This window comes from Psychrobacillus sp. FSL K6-4046 (genome assembly GCF_038624605.1).
GTDB lineage: Bacteria > Bacillota > Bacilli > Bacillales_A > Planococcaceae > Psychrobacillus.
The window spans coordinates 2639126-2660179 of sequence record NZ_CP152020.1 but is presented as its reverse complement, the minus strand read 5'-3'; the positions used below and the strand labels follow the sequence as shown (position 1 = coordinate 2660179).

18 protein-coding genes, 1 pseudogene and 1 other annotated feature are annotated in these 21054 nt (G+C 38.9%); all 19 genes and pseudogenes read left to right on the top strand.

Annotated elements, in window-relative coordinates:
• Nucleotides 1-68: 68 nt before the first annotated feature.
• Entirely contained in the window at nucleotides 69-758 is a 690-nt protein-coding gene (locus tag MKY09_RS13185; protein ID WP_169358994.1) for a YggS family pyridoxal phosphate-dependent enzyme, read from the top strand.
• The gene (locus MKY09_RS13180; protein WP_169358995.1) at nucleotides 755-1237 is read left to right on the top strand and encodes a cell division protein SepF; all 483 of its coding nucleotides are present in this window, start codon (nucleotides 755-757) and stop codon (nucleotides 1235-1237) included. The genes MKY09_RS13185 and MKY09_RS13180 overlap by 4 nt, the downstream gene beginning before the upstream one ends.
• A gap of 16 nt (nucleotides 1238-1253) precedes the next feature.
• On the top strand, nucleotides 1254-1514 hold the full coding sequence (locus MKY09_RS13175; protein WP_169358996.1) for a YggT family protein: 261 nt from the start codon (nucleotides 1254-1256) through the stop codon (nucleotides 1512-1514).
• 576 nt (nucleotides 1515-2090) lie between these two features.
• A complete protein-coding gene (locus MKY09_RS13170; protein ID WP_169361230.1) occupies nucleotides 2091-2879 on the top strand; it encodes a YlmH/Sll1252 family protein in 789 nt (262 codons plus the stop codon).
• Nucleotides 2880-2973: 94 nt separating this feature from the next.
• Nucleotides 2974-3483, top strand: a complete 510-nt coding sequence (locus tag MKY09_RS13165) for a DivIVA domain-containing protein (protein WP_169361231.1) — start codon at nucleotides 2974-2976, stop codon at nucleotides 3481-3483.
• Between the two features lie 52 nt (nucleotides 3484-3535).
• Nucleotides 3536-3754: a binding site (T-box leader), on the top strand.
• A 66-nt stretch (nucleotides 3755-3820) separates the two neighbouring features.
• The gene (ileS, locus tag MKY09_RS13160) at nucleotides 3821-6583 is read left to right on the top strand and encodes an isoleucine--tRNA ligase (RefSeq protein ID WP_298470653.1); all 2763 of its coding nucleotides are present in this window, start codon (nucleotides 3821-3823) and stop codon (nucleotides 6581-6583) included.
• A gap of 417 nt (nucleotides 6584-7000) precedes the next feature.
• Entirely contained in the window at nucleotides 7001-7477 is a 477-nt protein-coding gene (gene lspA, locus MKY09_RS13155; protein WP_169361233.1) for a signal peptidase II, read from the top strand.
• Entirely contained in the window at nucleotides 7477-8403 is a 927-nt protein-coding gene (locus MKY09_RS13150) for an RluA family pseudouridine synthase (protein WP_298470650.1), read from the top strand. The genes lspA and MKY09_RS13150 overlap by 1 nt, the downstream gene beginning before the upstream one ends.
• 199 nt (nucleotides 8404-8602) lie before the next feature.
• Complete coding sequence (gene pyrR, locus MKY09_RS13145; RefSeq protein ID WP_169361235.1) at nucleotides 8603-9142, top strand: bifunctional pyr operon transcriptional regulator/uracil phosphoribosyltransferase PyrR; 540 nt, start codon at nucleotides 8603-8605, stop codon at nucleotides 9140-9142.
• Nucleotides 9143-9164: 22 nt separating this feature from the next.
• On the top strand, nucleotides 9165-10487 hold the full coding sequence (locus tag MKY09_RS13140) for a solute carrier family 23 protein (RefSeq protein WP_342566853.1): 1323 nt from the start codon (nucleotides 9165-9167) through the stop codon (nucleotides 10485-10487).
• 145 nt (nucleotides 10488-10632) lie between these two features.
• Nucleotides 10633-11511 (top strand): aspartate carbamoyltransferase catalytic subunit, encoded by an 879-nt coding sequence (locus MKY09_RS13135; protein ID WP_342566852.1) that lies wholly within the window; start codon nucleotides 10633-10635, stop codon nucleotides 11509-11511.
• Between the two features lies 1 nt (nucleotide 11512).
• On the top strand, nucleotides 11513-12793 hold the full coding sequence (locus MKY09_RS13130) for a dihydroorotase (RefSeq protein ID WP_342566851.1): 1281 nt from the start codon (nucleotides 11513-11515) through the stop codon (nucleotides 12791-12793).
• The gene (locus MKY09_RS13125; RefSeq protein WP_342566850.1) at nucleotides 12790-13890 is read left to right on the top strand and encodes a carbamoyl phosphate synthase small subunit; all 1101 of its coding nucleotides are present in this window, start codon (nucleotides 12790-12792) and stop codon (nucleotides 13888-13890) included. The genes MKY09_RS13130 and MKY09_RS13125 overlap by 4 nt, the downstream gene beginning before the upstream one ends.
• Nucleotides 13883-17080 (top strand): carbamoyl-phosphate synthase large subunit, encoded by a 3198-nt coding sequence (carB, locus tag MKY09_RS13120; RefSeq protein WP_298470638.1) that lies wholly within the window; start codon nucleotides 13883-13885, stop codon nucleotides 17078-17080. The genes MKY09_RS13125 and carB overlap by 8 nt, the downstream gene beginning before the upstream one ends.
• Nucleotides 17077-17853 carry a dihydroorotate dehydrogenase electron transfer subunit gene (locus MKY09_RS13115; RefSeq protein ID WP_342566849.1) on the top strand — a complete coding sequence of 259 codons (777 nt, stop codon included), beginning with the start codon at nucleotides 17077-17079 and terminating at the stop codon, nucleotides 17851-17853. Before carB ends, MKY09_RS13115 begins: the two co-directional genes overlap by 4 nt.
• Nucleotides 17850-18764: a dihydroorotate dehydrogenase gene (locus MKY09_RS13110; protein ID WP_342566848.1), complete on the top strand. Its 915-nt coding sequence runs from the start codon at nucleotides 17850-17852 to the stop codon at nucleotides 18762-18764. The genes MKY09_RS13115 and MKY09_RS13110 overlap by 4 nt, the downstream gene beginning before the upstream one ends.
• Nucleotides 18761-19471: an orotidine-5'-phosphate decarboxylase gene (pyrF, locus tag MKY09_RS13105; RefSeq protein ID WP_342566847.1), complete on the top strand. Its 711-nt coding sequence runs from the start codon at nucleotides 18761-18763 to the stop codon at nucleotides 19469-19471. The genes MKY09_RS13110 and pyrF overlap by 4 nt, the downstream gene beginning before the upstream one ends.
• The gene (pyrE, locus tag MKY09_RS13100; RefSeq protein ID WP_342566846.1) at nucleotides 19468-20100 is read left to right on the top strand and encodes an orotate phosphoribosyltransferase; all 633 of its coding nucleotides are present in this window, start codon (nucleotides 19468-19470) and stop codon (nucleotides 20098-20100) included. Before pyrF ends, pyrE begins: the two co-directional genes overlap by 4 nt.
• A 410-nt stretch (nucleotides 20101-20510) precedes the next feature.
• Nucleotides 20511-20858 (top strand): annotated as a pseudogene (locus tag MKY09_RS13095) (transposase); the annotation flags it as partial.
• Nucleotides 20859-21054 lie beyond the last annotated feature (196 nt).

Here is a 21054-nt window from a genome sequence, read left to right as displayed (position 1 = left end):
TTCTTTATTGATAAAACGCCATTTCATTGATACAATGAACAAAACACTAGATGAAGAGTTGGTTTAAAATGTCAAATGTTCATAATAATTTAATTAACATTCAAAAGCATATTGAAGAAGCCTGTGTACGCTCTAATCGAAATTTTGACGATGTAACACTTATTGCTGTTACAAAGGAAGTTTCAGTAGAACGTACGGAGGAAGTTATTCAAAATGAAATATTGCATCTTGGAGAAAATAGACCTGAAGGACTTAAAAGAAAATTAGAAGCTATTTCAGCTAACGTAAAATGGCACTACATAGGCTCATTGCAAACTAGGAAAGTAAAATCGGTAATCAATGAGATAGATTATTTGCACTCCTTAGATCGTAAAAGCTTGGCCGAGGAAATTGAAAAAAGAGCAGACAATGTTAAAAATTGCTTTGTTCAAGTGAATGTTTCTGAGGAACAATCCAAGCATGGTCTATCTATGGAAGAAGCTGAATTGTTTATTGACACTCTTAAGGATTATTCACATATACGTGTAGTCGGTCTAATGACAATGGCACCGAATACGGAAGATAAGGCTTTAATACGAAACGTTTTCCGTAGCTTAAAAGAGCTTCAACTAAGAATTGCTGCAAAACAACTTCCACACGCCCCATGTAAGGAGCTATCCATGGGTATGTCCGGAGATTACGAAATAGCTATTGAAGAGGGAGCTACATTTATACGAATAGGAACAGCATTAGTCGGCAAAGACAAGGAGGATGAATGAGTATGAAGAATTGGGTAAAAAACTTCTTCTATTTAGAAGAGGATGAAGATACTACAACACCTCAGCAACCTAGAACACAAAATCGTGCAGTAGAACCAGAACAAGTACGACAACAGCCAGTAAAATCATCATATCCTAAAGAACGCAAATTTAATGCTGCTCCTAAGGAAACTGCTGCTACGAATCTTGTCAGTATTCAAAATATGCAAAAGTCCTCAAAGGTAATTTTAATTGAACCGAGAGTCTATGCTGAGGCACAAGACATTTCAGAGCATTTAAAGAACAAAAAAGCAGTTATAGTTAATTTACAACGTATTGACAAGGAACAAGGAATTAGAATAATCGACTTTTTAAGTGGAACAGTATATGCTTTAGGTGGAGACATTCAAAGAATAGGAACAGATATATTCTTATGTGCCCCTGATTCGGTAGAAGTAGCGGGCTCAATATCGGATTACTACTACAACGATCTAGATTAATAGAGGAGTTATTATAATGGATTTGATTTTATTTTTATTGGCACAATTAGTACAAATTTACTCATTTGCGTTGATTATTTATATCTTTATGTCATGGGTACCTAATGTGAAAGAATCTACGGTAGGACAATTTTTAGGGAGAATATGTGAGCCCTACTTAGAGCCCTTTCGTAAGATTATCCCACCAATAGGTATGATTGATATTTCACCGATTGTTGCTATATTTGTTCTTAATATAGCTATGAGAGGGATTATATCTCTAGGTCATTACATTTAACCTCACATTTGTGAGGTTTTTTTAAAATATATTATTTATTCTTGTCCCCTCGGGTTAAACAAAGGCAAGCAATTTAACTAAACTAAAAGGCTATGTTAAAGGTTATGGTTGATTTACGATGCAAAGAAATCTTAGATCAGAGAGTAGAATTGATTGTTCGCACCAGCCGGACGCTTTCCTCGGGGTGAGCGATAAGCCATCACCCATCGCTTACGCGCGTGGTTGTGATGTCTTATTTGTCTCACTCATCCCGTAGGAGTCGCCGTCTGGCGCTCCAATCAATAAATGGGAACAGCTTTAGGATCGATAAAGCGCTAATCAATTTACTCGCATAAACAAAGCTGAAAAACTGTCACCAACCCCATTTACATCATCTATTTATGTTTTTAGCCATTTGAAAGTTCCTTTTTTAATGTTTACAGTAACTATAAAAAAGAATGGTTAGTCAAAATCAACCAATAACTTTAACAAAGCTAACTAAAAAAAGTTTTTCTGTGCTTTTCTCCATTTGCCTGTCGAGGCAGAGACAGGCGATTGTGCTTTTCTAATTATAAATTTCAGTGAGGTCTTGATTATATGGAACATTTATTACAGCATTTTAGGAAAGAAGAGCAACCTTTTATCGAGCAAACGGTTAGTATGATGAGAGAGGTTGAGGATCGTTATGCGCCAAAGCTAACGGATTTCTTAGACCCAAGACAACAATTTATCGTGGAGTCTATACGTGGGCAATATGAAATAATTGAGTCTAGCTCTGCTGGTGCTTTAGAGGACGCGGAGAGAAAAAGGATACTACTTTATCCCTCGTATTTCGAACCAGCGGAATCTGATTATAATATGACCGTAGTGGAAGTAAAATATCCACAAAAATTTGTAACATTAAAGCATCAAGATGTACTCGGTTCGATGATGTCCTTAGGGATTGATCGAAGTAAGTTTGGTGATATTCGTGTGGAGGAAGGATCTATTCAGTTTGTAGTTGCTACAGAGGTTCTTGACTACGTTAGAGCAAATTTCGTCAGTATTGGTAAGGTTAAAGTTCATATGGAAGTAGTAGAAGATCCGGCTAATTATTTTAGACAGCAAGAAATATGGACTTCTGAAAATCATACGGTTAGCTCTTTAAGGCTGGATACAGTTATCTCATCTATTTTCAATATTTCTCGGCAAAAATCTGCTTCTATCATTCAAGGTGGAAAAGTAAAGGTCAATTTCACTGTAAAAGAACAAACATCCTTAGAGTTACAGGAGTTAGATCTCATCTCTGTAAGAGGATTTGGTCGATTAAAGTTATTGATGATTGAAGGGAGAACAAAAAAAGACAAAATTAGACTGCAAATTGGTAGATTAGAGCCAAAAAAGTGATTTCCTTAAATTAAATTTGAAATTTAGATGTTTTCAACCTGCCGGAAATGTATAATAGAGGGAAGAAGATTAGTATGTAAAGGAGATGGATAGGATGCCACTAACACCACTTGATATACATAACAAAGAGTTCAGTAAAGGATTCAGAGGTTATAACGAAGATGAAGTAAACGAATTTCTGGATCAAATCATGAAAGACTTAGAGATACTCATCAAAGAAAAAAAAGAGTTAGAGCTTAAATTGAAGTCATCTAGTGAAAAGGTTGGCCATTTCACCACTATAGAAGAAACCTTACATAAATCCATAGTTGTTGCCCAAGAGGCTGCTGAGGAAGTAAGACGAAACTCTCAAAAAGAAGCAAAGCTTATTGTAAAAGAGGCAGAAAAAAATGCAGACCGTATTGTCAATGAAGCTCTATCTAAAGCTCGGAGAATTGCTTTAGAAATAGAGGAATTGAAGAAACAGTCTAAAGTGTTTAGAAATCGCTTTAAAATGCTAGTAGAGGCTCAATTAGATCTTATTAATACAGACGATTGGAATCATTTGATGGAGTATGATGTAGATTCTACTGCTGTCGATCGTATTTCTGCTACAGAGGAATAAGAGATTTCTTGACGGCTGGCCGTACATTTCCTATAATAATTTCATATCATATATACATGCATTGAAAAAGACGTCTAAAAATGATTTCAGTCAAGCGACTTGGGGATGGTGGAAGCTCAAGCAATGAAGCGTTTTAGAAGATCACTTTGGAGCAAGGACACTGAATTTTTTAAGTGTCTTCGGATATGTCCCGTTATGACATACTAAGCGGCGATTACTTTGGGTGATCGCAAGTAGGGTGGTACCGCGAGCATAACTTCTCGTCCCTTTTTGGGATGAGGGGTTTTTTTATTTGTAAATATACCAGTACCTGCGAAAAATGAAGGAGGAAGAACAAATGGAGTACAAAGACACATTATTAATGCCAAAAACAGACTTTCCTATGCGAGGAAACCTACCGGTCAAAGAAGTAGATATCCAAGCAAAATGGGAAGAACAGGACATCTACAAGAAGGTTTTAGAAAGAACGAAAGATCGTCCATTTTTCGTCCTGCATGATGGTCCTCCGTATGCAAACGGTGATATTCATATTGGGCATGCTTTAAACAAAGTTCTAAAAGATATGATCGTTCGTCACAAATCAATGACTGGCTATCATGCTCCTTATGTGCCAGGCTGGGATACTCACGGACTTCCAATTGAACAGGCTTTAACAAACAAAGGTGTTAAGCGTAAAGAATTATCATTGGCTGAATTTAGAAAGCTATGTGAGGATTATGCCTATCAACAAATTGACAACCAACGTACTCAGTTTAAACGTTTGGGTGTGCGTGGAGATTGGGAAAATCCTTATGTGACTTTAAAGCCTGAATTTGAATCTCGCCAAATCGAGGTATTTGGTGCGATGGCTAAAAAGGGATACATTTATAAAGGATTGAAGCCTGTTTACTGGTCACCTTCAAGTGAATCAGCGTTAGCAGAGGCCGAAATTGAATATCAAGATAAAAAATCTCCATCCATTTATGTAAGCTTTGCTGTTACAGATGGTAAAGGGGTATTAGAAGAAGGTACCAAGTTTATTATTTGGACTACAACTCCATGGACAATTCCAGCAAACCTTGCTATTTCATTGCATCCACGAGTGGAGTATGTCGTAGTGCAAGCAAATGAAAATAAATATGTTGTAGCGAAAGACTTGGTAGAATCAGTGGCAGCTGAGCTGGGCTGGGAAGAGTATTCTATTGAACGTACAATTCTTGGTCAAGAAATGGACCGTCTAGTTGCTAAACATCCTTTGTATGACCGTGATTCTTTAATAATCCTAGGTGAACACGTAACTACTGAATCTGGTACTGGTTGTGTTCATACGGCACCAGGACACGGGGAAGATGACTTTTACGTAGGGAAAGCTTATGGTCTAGATGTGCTTTGTCCAGTAGATGAGCGTGGAGTAATGACAGCAGAAGCACCAGGCTTCGAAGGGTTATTCTATGATACAGCCAACAAAGCAATTACAGAAGCATTAGAAGAAGCAGGAGCATTAGAGAAACTTACATTCTTTACTCACTCATATCCACATGACTGGCGTACGAAAAAGCCTGTTATTTACCGTGCAACACCACAATGGTTTGCTTCAATTGAGGCATTTAGAGATGAATTATTACAATCTATCCGTAACACTAAATTTACACCAGCATGGGGCGAAACGCGTTTATATAATATGATTCGTGACCGTGGAGATTGGTGTATATCTCGTCAGCGTGTATGGGGTGTGCCAATTCCAGTGTTTTACGCAGAGGATGGAGAACCGATTTTAACAGAGGAAACAATTGCTCATGTATCAAATCTTTTCCGTGAGCATGGTTCGAATATTTGGTTTGAAAGAGAAGCGAAAGACTTGCTTCCTGAAGGATTCACACATCCACATAGCCCAAATGGTATCTTTACAAAAGAGACAGATATTATGGACGTTTGGTTTGACTCTGGATCTTCCTACCATGGTGTTTTAGAAGAACGTGATGATTTGGTATTCCCAGCAGACTTATATTTAGAAGGTTCTGACCAATATCGTGGGTGGTTTAACTCTTCTTTAATCACAAGTACAGCTATGCATGGTCATGCACCATACAAAGGGCTACTAAGTCACGGATTTATTTTAGACGGAAATGGTCGTAAAATGAGTAAATCACTAGGAAATGTAATTGTTCCTGCAAAAGTAATGAACCAGTTAGGTGCTGACATTTTACGACTATGGGTTGCTTCAGTAGACTATACTGCTGACGTTCGAGTTTCAGATGCAATTATTAAGCAAGTGACAGAGGTATATCGTAAAATCCGTAATACACTTCGCTTCTTACATGGGAACATCAGTGATTTCAATCCAGCAAGCAATCGTGTGGCATTTGAAGATTTACGTGAAGTAGATCAATACATGTACATGAAATTACAAGAAGTTATTAAGACTGTTAGAGCAGCTTATGAGCGCTATGATTTTGCGACCGTTTATCACACAGTAAATAACTTCGTATCTGGAGAGTTAAGCTCGTTCTATTTAGATATTGCAAAAGATGTTGTATATATTTATGGAGCAGATGACAAAGATCGTCGTGCAATGCAATCCGTCATGTATGATACACTTTCAGCTTTATTGAAACTGTTAACTCCAATTCTTCCCCATACAACAGATGAGCTTTGGGCTTATTTGGAGCATGAGAAGGAAGAAAGTGTCCAATTAACTGACATGCCAGATGCTGTTGAATACCCAGCTTTCGAAGCTCTTGCTCCTAAGTGGGAAAAAATCATGGAACTACGTGATGATGTTCTTAAAGCGCTTGAGGAATCTCGTAATGCGAAGACAATTGGTAAATCATTAGAAGCAAAAGTTACGTTATATGTTAGTGATGAATATAAAGTATTGTTCGATACTGATGCAATTGACTTTGCACAATTATTTATCGTATCTAAGTTTGTTCTGGGAGGCTCCCAATCTGATGCTCCAGCAAACAGTTTAGTGCTTGAGCATTCATCTGTTGTAATAGAAAAAGCAGATGGTGAAAAATGTGAACGCTGCTGGACTATTGCTGAAACAGTAGGAGAAAGCGAAGCTCACCCGACTTTATGTACTCGTTGTGCAGAAGTTGTAGAAAAACATTACGTATAATAAATTTATAGATGTCCTTTATGTAAATTCATAGGCACCGAAAACCACAGTCAAAAAGAATAAAGGCGAGTACGTGAACGATTATCGTTTACGTACTCGCTTTTTTTATAACGAGAGTGATTATATAGCGAACCTGTTAATTAGGGCACCTTTTTATAGGAGCTAGTATAGTATTTGCATAAACAGCAAAGTATTATATAACACAGAGTTTCCCAGGACGTTTAAAGAGAAGCCTAACTTTTCTTTGTATAATCTATAGATGCTCTTTTACGTAAGATAGGTTTCTATGGTAAACTATTGTAGATTGTTTAATATTATTCAGCAAAAATCTTTTTAATAATTATAAGTTGGATGTAATATTCATTACTACAGACGAGAGAGGTCGTTAAGGCTTATTTGATTATCGGGGGAATTAATGTGTGGAAATTTTATGGACTAGCAGTATTTGTTATTGCCTTAGATCAATGGACAAAATGGCTTGTTGTTAAAAATATGACGCTTGGTGAGCAAATTATGATTTGGGACCCTTACTTTGCACTGCTTTCACATCGTAACCGTGGTGCCGCGTGGGGTATGCTCCAAGGACAAATAGGGTTTTTTGCGGTAGTTACTATAATTGTAATCGCTGCAATTATTTATTACTTCCATAAGGAAGCAAAAGGGAAACCTGTTTTTCAAGTAGGATTAATGCTTTTACTAGGTGGAGCAATTGGTAACTTTATAGATCGACTTTGGAAAGGCGAAGTAGTTGATTTTGTAGATGTGCTCATTCCAATTGTTAACTATGATTTTCCGATTTTTAATATTGCAGATGCTGCCCTGACTATAGGAGTTGTAGTAGTAATTATTTTTATACTACAAGAAGAACGAGCTGAAAAGAAAAAGGTGAAATAATGGAAGAATTAACGTTTATTATTGAAAAGGAACAAGAAAAAGAGAGAATTGATAAAGCAATTGCTTCTTTTGATACAGACTGGTCTCGTACACAAATTCAAAATTTTATAAAAGATGGTAGTGTATTAGTTAATAACGAGCCTGCCAAAACAAGCTACAAGGTAAAAGAAGGCGATGTTATTATTGTCACACCTCCTGAAGTAGTTGAGCTAGACATAGTGGCAGAAAACTTAAACCTTGAAATCGTTTATGAAGACGAGGATGTATTAGTAGTGTATAAGCCAAGAGGTATGGTAGTTCATCCGGCTCCCGGACATCTTAGCGGTACGCTTGTTAATGGTCTTATGCATCAAATTAAGGACCTTTCTGGTATTAACGGAGTATTACGACCGGGAATTGTCCACCGTATTGACAAGGATACGACAGGCCTTTTAATGGTAGCTAAAAACGATGTTGCCCATGTTTCTTTAGTAGACCAACTTGTAAAGAAAACTGTTACTCGTAAATATACAGCACTTGTTCATGGCCACATTGCTCATGACAAAGGTACAATTGATGCACCGATTGGCCGAGACAAAAAAGAACGTCAAAACATGGCAGTCGTTGATAATGGTAAGCATGCTGTAACTCATTTCCGTGTATTAGAACGCTTTAACAAATATACTTTAGTGGAATGTCAGTTAGAAACTGGTAGAACACACCAAATCCGTGTTCATATGAAGTATATTGGTTATCCTTTAGCTGGGGATCCCAAATATGGTCCAAAGAAAACACTAAACTTTAATGGACAGGTTTTACATGCGGGAGTTCTTGGGTTTATACAGCCTAGAACCGGGGAATACTTAGAATTCTCATACCCACTACCAGAGGATTTCACGGATTTATTGCAAGATTTGAGAAAAACAGCATTGCCAAAAGAAGAATAGTCAGATATACTGATTACAATAAATTGAATAGTTTCACCTTTAATAACAGTCCAGAGAGGCTGAGAAGGTACATGTGAAAGTGACTCACTATTATTCTGCGGATTAATAGGATCACTATATTTTAAATGCGCACATACAACCTCTTGGGCTCTTCTAGCTCAAGAGGTTTTTTACATTTCCGAATAGGAGGAGATAATTTATGGAAGAAAAAGCAAGTATTCTAGATGAACAAGCCATTAACAGGGCACTTACTCGAATTGCACATGAAATAATTGAACGGAACAAAGGAATTGAAGAATGTATATTAGTAGGCATAAAAACTAGAGGTACATATCTAGCACAAAGACTGGCTGAGAGAATCGAAAAAATTGAAGGCAAACCAATCAAAACGGGTGAATTGGATATTACATTATATCGAGACGATTTATCAATCAAAAGCGCTTCTAATGAGCCTTTAGTACAGCAAGTAGATATTTCTCATGATGTAACGAACAAAAAAGTAATTTTAGTAGATGATGTGCTATTTACAGGAAGAACAGTTCGAGCGGCAATGGACGCAGTAATGGATATAGGTCGACCCTCTCAAATACAGTTGGCTGTTTTGATCGATAGAGGACATAGAGAGCTACCAATTCGAGCGGATTATGTTGGCAAGAACATTCCTACCTCTAGCAGTGAAAAAATAGTAGTTAAAGTTACAGAGACAGACAAAATAGATGCTGTAACAATCTTTGAATAAACCAAAAAAGGTGGCGACTTAAATGTCAAAGGCAATATTAGATGTAAATGACAAGCCTACAGGTGGACAGCTGATTACTTTAAGCTTTCAGCACATGTTTGCAATGTTTGGCTCAACAATATTAGTACCTCAGCTTGTAGGGTTAAGTCCCGCTATCGCATTGCTAACCAGTGGTATAGCAACTATCATTTTTTTAATGATAACCAGATTTCAAGTACCAGCGTATCTTGGTTCCTCCTTTGCTTTTATAGCGCCTATACTAGTTGCTTCAAATGGATTAAATGAATCAACAGGTAAAGCTATAGACCCGGGAAATGCCATGATTGGAGCAGTATTCGTCGGTTTGGTATATGGTGTAGTGTCACTGATCATTTGGAAGAGTGGCTATAAGTGGATTATGAAGCTATTACCACCAATCGTTGTTGGTCCGGTAATCATGGTTATTGGTCTTGGATTAGCAGGAGTAGCAGTGGACATGGCCATGAATATTACAAATGTAGAAACTGGTTTAAAAGAATATAGCTTTTTACATTTTTCAGCAGCGCTAGTGACATTGTTTACAGCAATCATTTGTACAATCTTTTTTAAAAATATTATTAGCACAATGCCAATTTTAATAGGCTTAGTAGTTGGATATCTCTACTCTATCCTCATTGGTATTGTAGATTTTACACCAGTTAAAGAGGCTAGCTTACTAGCGTTACCTGATTTCTTAATACCAGGTGTTCATTATGACTTTGAAGTTACTTCTAGAATCTTGCTCATTATGGTACCAATTGTCATTGTTACTATTTCGGAACATATTGGCCACCAATTAGTATTAGGGAAGGTAGTTAATAGAGACTACATCAAAGAACCAGGTTTACATCGATCTCTTCTAGGGGATGGTCTTGGAACATTTGCTAGTGCCTTAATCGGCGGACCTCCAAAGACAACCTATGGTGAAAATATTGGGGTATTGGCAATTACTCGCGTATATAGTGTGTATGTCATAATGGGTGCGGCTGTGATCGCTATACTACTGTCTTTCTTTGGTAAAGGCATGGCTCTAATCACAACGATACCTACTGCAGTACTCGGTGGAGTATCGATCCTTCTATTCGGAATTATCGCTTCTAGCGGATTGCGAATGCTAGTAGAGGCAAATATTGATTTTGGGAATAGCAGAAATCTAGTTATTGCGTCGGTAATCCTTGTAATCGGTATAGGTGGAGCTAAATTTATTGTTACAGAGGCTTTGAGTGTGGAAGGTATGGCACTAGCAGCAATCGTTGGTGTAGTTTTAAACTGGATACTACCAGGTAAAAAAGAAGCACAAGCATCAGGTAACGAGACAATAGAATAATGACCTTTTAAAAAGTTGAACAGAGAGTCAACGAAGGGTTCAGATTGAAAAGAGAATTTTAGTAAAAAATCTCTTCTTTGATCATGCTTTGACGAACCCTCTTGAGCTTTTTCAAGAGGTTTTTTTTATAGAAAGGCGGATATTTATGAAAAATTTAGTCTCAATGAAGGAATTATCTGTAGAACAAATAATTGCAATATTAGAACAAGCCGAAGCATTCCGAACAGGCGCAGCCTCTACTTTAAAAAATAAATATACAATGGCAAATCTCTTTTTTGAGCCGAGCACTAGAACTAAGATGAGCTTTGAAATGGCAGAAAGAAGGCTCCCAATCGATGTGCTGCCGTTTGAAGCTGGATTTTCAAGCACGTTAAAAGGTGAAACATTATATGACACAGTAAAGGTACTGGAAGCTATAGGACTTGATGCACTAGTTATAAGACATGAGCAAAACAACTATTTTGAAGAGCTGATAGGTAATGTAAAGCCTGCAATCATTAACGGCGGAGATGGCACTGGAAATCATCCGACTCAAAGTCTGTTAGATATTTTTACGATCTGGCAGGAGTTTGGTACTTTAGAGGATAAAATTGTCACGATAGTAGGGGACATAGTGCATAGCAGGGTGGCAAGGTCTAATGCTCAAGCTCTTACTAGACTAGGAGCTACCGTTCAATTTGTCTGTCCTCCTGAGTGGCAAGGAGAATTTGAAACTATTAATAGTTTTGAGGAAGCGATAGAAACAAGTGATGTATTAATGATGCTTCGCGTACAACATGAACGTCACGATGGTTTGGCTTCTTTTTCAAAGGAAGCGTACAACAAGTCTTATGGCCTTACAGTAAATCGGGAACGAAGGATGAAAGATGGAGCAATCATTATGCACCCTGCCCCTTTTAACCGTGACGTGGAAATAGCTAGTGAATTAGTAGAGTGTGAACGTTCTAGAATTTTTAAGCAAATGGAAAATGGTGTTTATATCCGAATGGCTGTTATCGAGATGATCTTAAAAGGGAGAGAATAAAATGACAAAAATTATTCAAAACGTCCAACTAGTAAACAAATCAGGTGAATTACAAACTACCTCAGTTGTAGTAAAAGACGGAAAAATAGCTGAAATTACGCCTACTCCTACTTTAGAAGATGCGCAAGTGATTGATGGTAAAGGAATGTTACTGTCCGCTGGCTTTATCGATGTGCACGTTCATTTACGTGAGCCAGGTGGAGAGCATAAAGAAACAATAGAAACAGGAACTAAGGCTGCTGCAAAAGGGGGATATACTACGATTTGTGCGATGCCAAATACTCGTCCAGTTCCAGATACAGTAGAAAACTTCTCTCATGTATTAGATTTAGTAGATAAAAATGCACTAGTTCGAGTACTTCCTTATGCTTCTATTACCATACGTCAAGCAGGTAAAGAACGTACAGATATAGCCGCACTAAAAGAACTTGGTGCATTTGCTTTAACAGATGATGGAGTCGGTGTACAAACAGCTGGAACTATGCTGGAAGCGATGCAAGAGGCAGCAAAACATACTATTCCTGTTGTAGCTCACTGTGAGGATAATTCCCTTTTGTACGGTGGGGTAATGCATAAAGGAAAGCGAAATGAAGAGCTTGGATTAAAAGGAATCCATTCGGTTTCAGAATCGGTACATATTGCGAGAGATATATTATTAGCTGAAGCAGCAGGAGCACATTATCATGTTTGCCATGTAAGTACAAAGGAATCTGTTCGAGTGATTCGAGACGCTAAGAAAGCCGGCATCCATGTTACTGCAGAAGTAAGTCCACATCATTTATTACTTTGCGAGGAGGATATTCCAGCAAATGATGCAATTTGGAAGATGAATCCTCCGCTAAGAGGTAGAGACGACATGATGGCTTTACGTGAGGGATTGTTAGATGGAACTTTAGATTTTATAGCAACAGATCATGCCCCTCACACAGATGAAGAAAAAGCACATGGTTTCGAAAAGGCTCCCTTTGGAATAGTTGGATTAGAGACGGCATTCCCATTACTGTATACTCATTTCGTAAAAACGGGGGCGTGGTCATTAAAGCAACTGCTAGATTATTTGACCATCAAGCCAGCAAACGTATTTGGGTTTGAATTTGGCAAGCTAGAAGTAGGAGCTCCAGCTGATTTAGTATTAGTAGATTTAAAAAAAGAACAAAAAATAGATAAAGAAGCATTCCTTTCTAAAGGAAAAAATACTCCGTTTGATGGATGGGTTTGTACAGGTTGGCCACAAGTAACGATTTATAACGGAGAAATAGTATGGCAGGAGGAACAGGCATGAAAACAAGATATTTAATATTAGAAGACGGTACTGTTTTTAAAGGAAATGCATTTGGTAGTGAATTAGGGACTATTGGAGAAGTAATTTTTACAACTGCTATGACCGGTTACCAGGAGTCTATATCAGATCCATCCAACTGTAGTCAAATACTTACTTTTACGTATCCGATGGTAGGTAATTACGGTATTAATCCAGATGATTTTGAAGCAATAGAGATCGCCTTGTCTGGGGTTGTAGTTCGGGAGCTAGCAGAGAACCCATCTAACTTCCGTAACCAAAGTACATTGAATGAATTTTTAACTTTAAAAAATATTCCAGGAATTGAAGGAATAGATACTCGAAAGCTGACACGCATTATTCGTAAGCACGGTTCTCTAAAAGGAACGCTAACAGCTGCTGGAGAAGAAGTGAATGTGGAAGAAACCGTGGCAACGTTAAAATCTACTGATATTCCTAAAAACGTAGTGGAGCAGGTTTCTATTACGAGACCTTATCCAAGTCCAGGGCGAGGTAAACGAGTTGTATTAGTAGACTTCGGTATGAAGCATGGAATACTAAGAGAGTTAAATAAACGTGATTGTGACGTTATTGTAGTACCCTTTAATACATCTGCTGAAGAGATTTTAGCTATGCGCCCTGATGGAGTGATGCTTTCTAATGGCCCTGGGGATCCGACAGATATACCAGAGTCTATTGAAATGGTAAAAGGTCTAATCGGAAATGTTCCAATCTTCGGAGTTTGTCTAGGTCATCAGTTAATTTCACTAGCAAGTGGTGCAACGTCCTTCAAACTAAAATTTGGTCACCGAGGTGGAAATCATCCAGTAAAAGATTTAACTACTGGAAGAACAGAGCTAACTTCACAAAATCATGGCTATGCGATTGATGCAGATTCAATCTCTAACACGGATTTAGAAATTACTCATCTAGCATTAAATGATGGGACAATTGAAGGTGTAAGACATAAAAAATATCCCGTATTTTGTGTACAGTTTCATCCAGAAGGGTCATGCGGTCCAGAAGACTCAACCCACTTATTTGATCAATTTATTGAACTAATGAATAAAGAAAGCAAAAAGGAGACTTCACATGCCTAAACGTAAAGATATAGAAACTATTTTAGTAATCGGATCTGGTCCAATTGTTATCGGTCAAGCTGCAGAGTTTGACTATGCGGGGACACAAGCATGTATTTCCCTTAAAGAAGAAGGCTACAAAGTAATATTAGTAAACTCAAATCCAGCAACTATTATGACAGATACAGAAATTGCAGACAAAGTATATATTGAACCTATTACTCTTCCATTTGTGAGTAAGATCATTCGCAAAGAGCGTCCAGATGCAATCCTTCCAACTTTAGGAGGACAGACAGGTTTGAACATGGCGATTCAATTAGATGAATCAGGTATATTGGATGAGTTAGGAATTGAAATTCTTGGTACAAAACTAGAGGCGATTCATAAAGCAGAGGATCGTGACTTATTCCGTACGTTAATGAATGAATTGAATGAACCAGTACCGGAAAGTGATATTATCCACAACCTAGACGAAGCAAAGGCGTTTGTAGAGCGAATCGGATACCCAGTAATAGTAAGACCGGCCTTTACCTTAGGAGGAACCGGGGGAGGTATTTGTCACAATGATACAGATCTAGTGGAAATCGTAACTAGTGGTTTAAAGTACAGCCCTGTGACTCAATGTCTACTAGAAAAATCGATTGCTGGCTTCAAAGAGATTGAATATGAAGTAATGCGAGATTCAGCTGATAATGCAATCGTTGTTTGTAATATGGAAAATGTTGACCCAGTAGGCATTCATACGGGAGACTCGATTGTAGTAGCTCCGACACAAACATTGTCGGACCGTGAAAACCAAATGCTTCGAAATGTTTCCTTAAAGATTATCCGTGCGCTGAAAATCGAAGGTGGATGTAATGTGCAGCTTGCTTTAGATCCATATAGCTTCCAGTACTATATTATTGAAGTTAACCCACGTGTAAGTCGTTCATCAGCACTTGCATCAAAGGCAACTGGCTATCCAATCGCGAAGCTTGCAGCAAAAATTGCAGTAGGACTTACACTAGATGAAATGATGAATCCTGTAACTGGAAAGACATACGCTTGCTTCGAGCCAGCTTTAGACTATATTGTTGCAAAAATTCCTAGATGGCCGTTCGATAAATTCGAATCAGCAAAACGTAACCTTGGAACACAAATGAAGGCAACCGGAGAAGTAATGTCGCTAGGACGTACATTTGAAGAGGCAATCTTAAAATCTGTTCGTTCATTAGAAACAGGTCACTTCCATTTGGAAATGAAGAACAGCGAATCCATAACAGACGAATGGATTGCCAAAAGAATTCGTCGCGCAGGAGATGAGCGCTTATTCTTTATAGGAGAGGCACTTCGCCGTGGTGTGAGCATCGAGCAAATACATGAATGGTCTCAAATAGATCTGTTTTTCTTAAACAAATTACAGAACATCGTGCAATATGAAAAGGTAATACAAGAGAATCCGTTTAATCAAGAAATTCTTTATAAAGCAAAAAGAATGGGCTTTGCTGATAAAACAATAGCAAAGTACTGGAACGTGAAAGAAATAGAAGTATATAACTTTAAAAAGGAACATGGAATTACACCAGTTTACAAAATGGTAGATACTTGTGCAGGAGAGTTTGAATCAGAAACTCCTTATTTCTACGGGACATATGAAGAGGAAAACGAATCCATTCGAACGGATAAAGAAAGTGTCATCGTACTTGGTTCTGGTCCAATTAGAATCGGGCAAGGAGTTGAATTTGATTATGCAACAGTTCACTCTGTATGGGCCATCAAAGAAGCAGGCTATGAAGCGATTATTATTAATAATAATCCAGAAACAGTTTCTACCGATTTCTCCATCTCAGATAAATTGTACTTTGAGCCATTAACGGTAGAAGACGTCATGCACATCGTGGACCTTGAAAAGCCAAAAGGAGTAGTTGTACAGTTTGGCGGTCAAACAGCGATCAACCTAGCGGAAGCGTTAGAAGAACGAGGCGTAAAAATATTAGGCACTACTCTAGAAGATATCGATCGAGCAGAAAATCGCAATAAATTTGAGGCTGCTCTTCACGAAATAGGAATTCCTCAGCCGCTAGGTAAGACAGCAGTATCTGTAGAAGAAGCTATTGAAATAGCTAATGAAATTAGTTATCCGGTATTAGTTAGACCTTCTTATGTTTTAGGTGGTCGAGCAATGCAAATCGTTTACAATGAAGATGAAATTAAACACTATATGGAAAACGCGGTTGAAGCTAGCCCCGAAAAGCCCGTTTTAATTGACCGTTACTTAACTGGTACAGAGGTAGAAGTCGATGCAATCTGTGATGGAGAGAATGTTCTAATACCAGGTATCATGGAGCATATTGAGCGAGCAGGAGTGCACTCAGGTGATTCAATCGCTGTATATCCACCACAAAAGCTATCACAAAAACATATAGACACATTGGTAGATTATACAACGAGACTGGCAAGAGGCTTAAAAATAGTAGGTCTGATGAATATTCAATATGTAATTTCCAAAGACGAGGTTTATGTAATTGAAGTAAACCCACGCTCAAGCCGTACGGTACCTTTCTTAAGTAAAATTACATCGATTCCAATGGCAAATATTGCAACAAAGGCAATTTTAGGAAAATCCATTGTAGAGCAAGGCTTTAAAACAGGGCTTGCACCAAATAGTCCAGGAGTATATGTAAAGGTCCCTGTATTCAGCTTTGCTAAGCTGCGCCGTGTAGATATTACCCTAGGGCCAGAGATGAAATCGACTGGAGAGGTTATGGGTAAAGACATAACATTAGAAAAAGCCCTCTATAAAGGCCTAGTAGCTGCAGGAATGGAAATTAAGGATCATGGCTCAGTGCTAATGACGATTTCTGATAAAGACAAAGAAGAAGCAACAGATATCGCTAAGCGTTTCCACGCAATTGGCTTCCGTATAATTGCAACTGAGGGTACAGCTAAAGCAATTCAAGAGGCAGGTATTCCAGTAGATATTGTTGACAAAATTGGTTCTAAGGGAACTACTTTACTTGATGTTATTCAAAAAGGGGAAGCGCAATTTGTTATTAATACTTTAACAAAAGGCATGCAGCCCGAGCGTGACGGCTTCCGAATTCGTAGAGAGTCTGTTGAAAATGGAATTCCTTGCTTAACTTCTCTAGATACAGCAGAGGCAATGGTTCGAGTAATTGAATCGATGAGCTTCTCTACGGATACGATGAAGTTACAGGAGGTCCGTGCATGATTAAACAGGAGCAGATGATTGTTGTATCTCAACATAAAATTGCGACGAACATTTTTAGGCTTACGATAAAGGGACAGCTCGTACAGGAGATGAAACAACCTGGCCAATTTGTTCATGTACGTGTGGCAAATCAAATGGAGCCACTACTACGAAGACCGATTAGTATTTGTTCTATCGATAGTGAAGCATCAGAATTCACGATGATTTACCGAGCAGATGGTAGAGGAACTGCGCTACTCTCAGAGAAAAAAGCAGGGGACTATATAGATGTACTCGGTCCATTAGGTCAGGGTTTTCCAATCGAAAAAGCTGCTTCAGGCGACAAGGCATTACTAGTAGGTGGAGGAATTGGAGTTCCTCCTCTCTACGAGTTATCTAAAAGATTAGTAGAAAAAGGTGTTGAACCGATTCATGTTCTAGGCTTCCAATCGGAAAATGTTGTTTTCTATGAGGAGCTATTTAACCAGCTTGGCGAAACACATATTGTTACAGCAGATGGAAGCTATGGTCATAAGGGATTTGTAACAAATGTTTTAGAGACGATGACGGATGACTTTGCTGTGTACTATAGCTGTGGTCCAACGCCTATGCTTGCTGCTGTGGAAAAAATGTATCCGCATAAAGAAGGCTATCTCTCCTTTGAACAACGAATGGGCTGTGGGATTGGTGCATGTTTTGCATGTGTATGTGAGACAACGGAAAAAATGGATGCTGACTATCTGAAGGTTTGTTCAGATGGTCCAGTCTTCGAGTCAGGAGTGATTCGAGTATGAATAGATTAGCTGTCGAATTACCAGGACTGTCATTAAAGAACCCGATTATGCCTGCTTCTGGGTGTTTTGGGTTTGGAAAGGAATATGCTCAACTCTATGATTTATCCAAATTAGGAGCTATCATGATTAAAGCAACAACCTTAGAAACACGACTAGGTAACCCAACTCCTCGAGTAGCTGAAACGCCTGCAGGGATGCTGAATGCGATTGGGCTACAAAATCCAGGACTAGCTAAGGTCATGGCAAACGAGCTGCCGTGGCTAGAACAATATGATGTGCCGATCATTGCAAACGTGGCTGGGACATTAACAGAGGACTATGTTGGTGTTGCTGAGGCTATTTCAAAGGCACCAAACGTATACGCTCTAGAGCTAAACATTTCCTGTCCAAACGTTAAACAAGGTGGAATTACGTTTGGCACAGATCCCCTAATAGCAGAAGAATTAACAAGGGCTGTCAAGGAAGTTTCAAGCGTTCCCGTCTATGTAAAATTGTCTCCAAATGTAACAAACGTAGTAGAAATCGCAAAAGCAGTAGAAGCTGGCGGTGCAGATGGTATAACGATGATTAATACGTTACTTGGTTTACGTTTAGACACTCGAACTGGTCGCCCTGTAATTGCTAATGTAACCGGCGGCTTATCAGGTCCTGCAATTAAGCCAGTCGCACTTCGTATGGTGTATGACGTTGCTAAACAAGTATCCCTACCAATTATCGGTATGGGCGGGGTGTCGAATATAGATGATGTCATAGACTTCCTATCTGCAGGAGCAAGTGCGGTTGCAGTAGGCACCGCTAACTTTGTTGATCCATTCATTTGTCCGACTTTAATCGATCAATTACCAGAAAAGTTAGATGACCTTGGATATAAAACAGTAAACGATTTAGTTGGAAGGAGCCATCGATTATGAAAAACAGCCCCATTATCGCATTAGACTTTTCTTCAGCAGAGGAAGTGTACCATTTTTTAACCCCTTTTGAACATTCTCTGTTTGTGAAGGTGGGAATGGAGCTTTTTATGCAAGAAGGTCCAGCTATCGTTTATAAGCTAAAGGAAAATGGACACAACGTGTTTCTAGATTTAAAGCTACATGATATTCCAAACACCGTGGGGCAAGCAATGAAAGGGTTAGCTCGTTTAGGTGTTGATCTCATCAACGTCCATGCAGCAGGGGGAGAGTCTATGATGGCTAGAGCTCGAGAAGGTCTGGAAGCTGGTACATCAGTTGGAAAAGTAAGACCTGCTATTATAGGCGTTACGCAATTAACTTCCACTTCTGAGAAGCAAATGCAAGAGGAACAGCTGATTAAACAAACTCTGGAGGAATCTGTTCTTCATTATGCTAGGCTTTCCCAAAAAGCAGGATTAGATGGGGTAGTATGCTCTGTACTAGAGGCAAAGAAAATAGCAGAAGCCTGTGGGGGAGACTTTTTAAGAGTTACTCCAGGTATACGACTATCTACTGGAGAGGCACACGACCAAGTACGAGTAGCAACTCCTTCTAATGCTAGGAAGCTAGGCTCTTCTCACATTGTTGTTGGACGTGCAATCACAGAAGCAGATAATCCCGTAGAGGCTTATAAAACTATTCTAAAAATGTGGGAGGAACAAGCATGACACCTGAACATAAAATTGCAAAAGCACTTCTTGAAATAGGAGCAGTAGAATTAAAACCAAACGATCCTTTCACGTGGGCATCGGGAATTGAATCACCCATTTATTGTGATAATCGTATAACGATGTCTTCTCCGGTCGTTCGCAAGGAGATTGCAAAAGGTCTTGCTGAAGCAATCCAAAAGAACTTTCCAGAAACTGAAGCCTTGGCGGGAACGGCGACAGCAGGGATTCCTCATGCGGCATGGGTAAGTGATGTATTAGAGCTTCCTATGATGTATGTACGCTCTAAGGCAAAGGAGCATGGTAGAGGAAAGCAAATCGAAGGGAAAGTAGTGACAGGTCAGAAGGTAGTAGTCATCGAAGATCTAATTTCCACTGGAGGAAGTAGCTTAACAGCTGTTGAAGCGCTTCAAAAAGCTGGGTTAGAAGTACTTGGAGTTGTAAGTATTTTTACATATGGACTTCCAAAAGCGGAGGAATCATTTAAAGAAGCAGAGATTGACTTTGTCAGCCTGACTAACTTTGAAGCTTTGGTTAATGTGGCGCAGGAAGTAGGATCTATTACAGAAGCCGATATTCCGATGCTTACTAAGTGGCATAATGATTTAAAGCAAGGGTTATTAAAATAAGAAAGTGATTGCCTCTCATTTTTAATGGAGAGGCGATTCAGACTGTAGACAAACTCCAAAAATTTTGGATTTTGCCTACAGTCTTTTTTCTTTTAAAATAGAAGTAACGCGAGGAAGAGTTGATTTCCGCTACGAACGGACGCTTTCCGCGGGCACGGCTTAGGCCAACAGGATGTTGGTCAGGAAAACGTTGTCACACGATGTGACGTCCTTAGTTTTCCCTCCTTGAAACTCCCTCGCTGCGCTCAGTCCAGGGTATTCAGCTCGCGCTGTTCCCGCTGGAGTCGCCGTTCTTCGCTCCAATCAACGGGGCCTCCTATAAAATGAATGAGGTGATGGATATGATGACGAAAAATCAAACCAATGAACGCGCACAATTTGAAATCTTGACTATTGAACAGTTGGTACCACAAGGTTATCGCCAGTATGCCTCAACTCCTTCTATTTGTGCCACGTGTCCAGTGATTGACCAATGCACGCAGAGTATGAATAAACAAAAGATGATTCAATGTCCTATCTGGCAAGACTATTTGGATGTAGCTGAGGACTTACGTCATAACTATGAAATGAAAGGAATTTACGGGAAGCGTAAAGAGACGATCGAGCGTGTCTTTGCCGATGCCAAAGAAAAGCATGGTATGCGATGGACAACCTTAAAGGGTCTTAAAATATTGTCCATGCAGGCGATGCTAACTTTTGTTGCCTTAAATCTTAAGAAGTTGGCCAGCTGGACCTGGAAAACGCCAAAAATGGCGTAAAACAAACAAAATCGAGAGCTGAATTAGCTCTTTTTCCAGAATGTAAACTGTGATAATAGCAAAAGGGTGGGAAATCGTTTCGATTTCCAACCCTTTTGTCTACACTCTGGATCGCCTCTCATTTTTAATGGAGAGGCGATTTTTAAATGGATGAATCAATTTCATAATCATTTGCCTCATTTATCCTAGTTGAGCT

Bases quoted from the DNA above. Each gene is read 5' to 3' on its own strand.
- pyrE (WP_342566846.1), top strand. From the start codon at position 19,468: ATGACACCTGAACATAAAATTGCAAAAGCACTTCTTGAAATAGGAGCA.
- MKY09_RS13130 (WP_342566851.1), top strand. From the start codon at position 11,513: ATGACAAAAATTATTCAAAACGTCCAACTAGTAAACAAATCAGGTGAA.
- MKY09_RS13180 (WP_169358995.1), top strand. From the start codon at position 755: ATGAGTATGAAGAATTGGGTAAAAAACTTCTTCTATTTAGAAGAGGAT.
- MKY09_RS13135 (WP_342566852.1), top strand. From the start codon at position 10,633: ATGAAAAATTTAGTCTCAATGAAGGAATTATCTGTAGAACAAATAATT.
- MKY09_RS13115 (WP_342566849.1), top strand. From the start codon at position 17,077: ATGATTAAACAGGAGCAGATGATTGTTGTATCTCAACATAAAATTGCG.
- MKY09_RS13110 (WP_342566848.1), top strand. From the start codon at position 17,850: ATGAATAGATTAGCTGTCGAATTACCAGGACTGTCATTAAAGAACCCG.
- pyrF (WP_342566847.1), top strand. From the start codon at position 18,761: ATGAAAAACAGCCCCATTATCGCATTAGACTTTTCTTCAGCAGAGGAA.
- MKY09_RS13125 (WP_342566850.1), top strand. From the start codon at position 12,790: ATGAAAACAAGATATTTAATATTAGAAGACGGTACTGTTTTTAAAGGA.
- MKY09_RS13150 (WP_298470650.1), top strand. From the start codon at position 7,477: ATGGAAGAATTAACGTTTATTATTGAAAAGGAACAAGAAAAAGAGAGA.
- pyrR (WP_169361235.1), top strand. From the start codon at position 8,603: ATGGAAGAAAAAGCAAGTATTCTAGATGAACAAGCCATTAACAGGGCA.
- MKY09_RS13165 (WP_169361231.1), top strand. From the start codon at position 2,974: ATGCCACTAACACCACTTGATATACATAACAAAGAGTTCAGTAAAGGA.
- MKY09_RS13170 (WP_169361230.1), top strand. From the start codon at position 2,091: ATGGAACATTTATTACAGCATTTTAGGAAAGAAGAGCAACCTTTTATC.
- MKY09_RS13185 (WP_169358994.1), top strand. From the start codon at position 69: ATGTCAAATGTTCATAATAATTTAATTAACATTCAAAAGCATATTGAA.
- carB (WP_298470638.1), top strand. From the start codon at position 13,883: ATGCCTAAACGTAAAGATATAGAAACTATTTTAGTAATCGGATCTGGT.
- ileS (WP_298470653.1), top strand. From the start codon at position 3,821: ATGGAGTACAAAGACACATTATTAATGCCAAAAACAGACTTTCCTATG.
- MKY09_RS13175 (WP_169358996.1), top strand. From the start codon at position 1,254: ATGGATTTGATTTTATTTTTATTGGCACAATTAGTACAAATTTACTCA.
- MKY09_RS13140 (WP_342566853.1), top strand. From the start codon at position 9,165: ATGTCAAAGGCAATATTAGATGTAAATGACAAGCCTACAGGTGGACAG.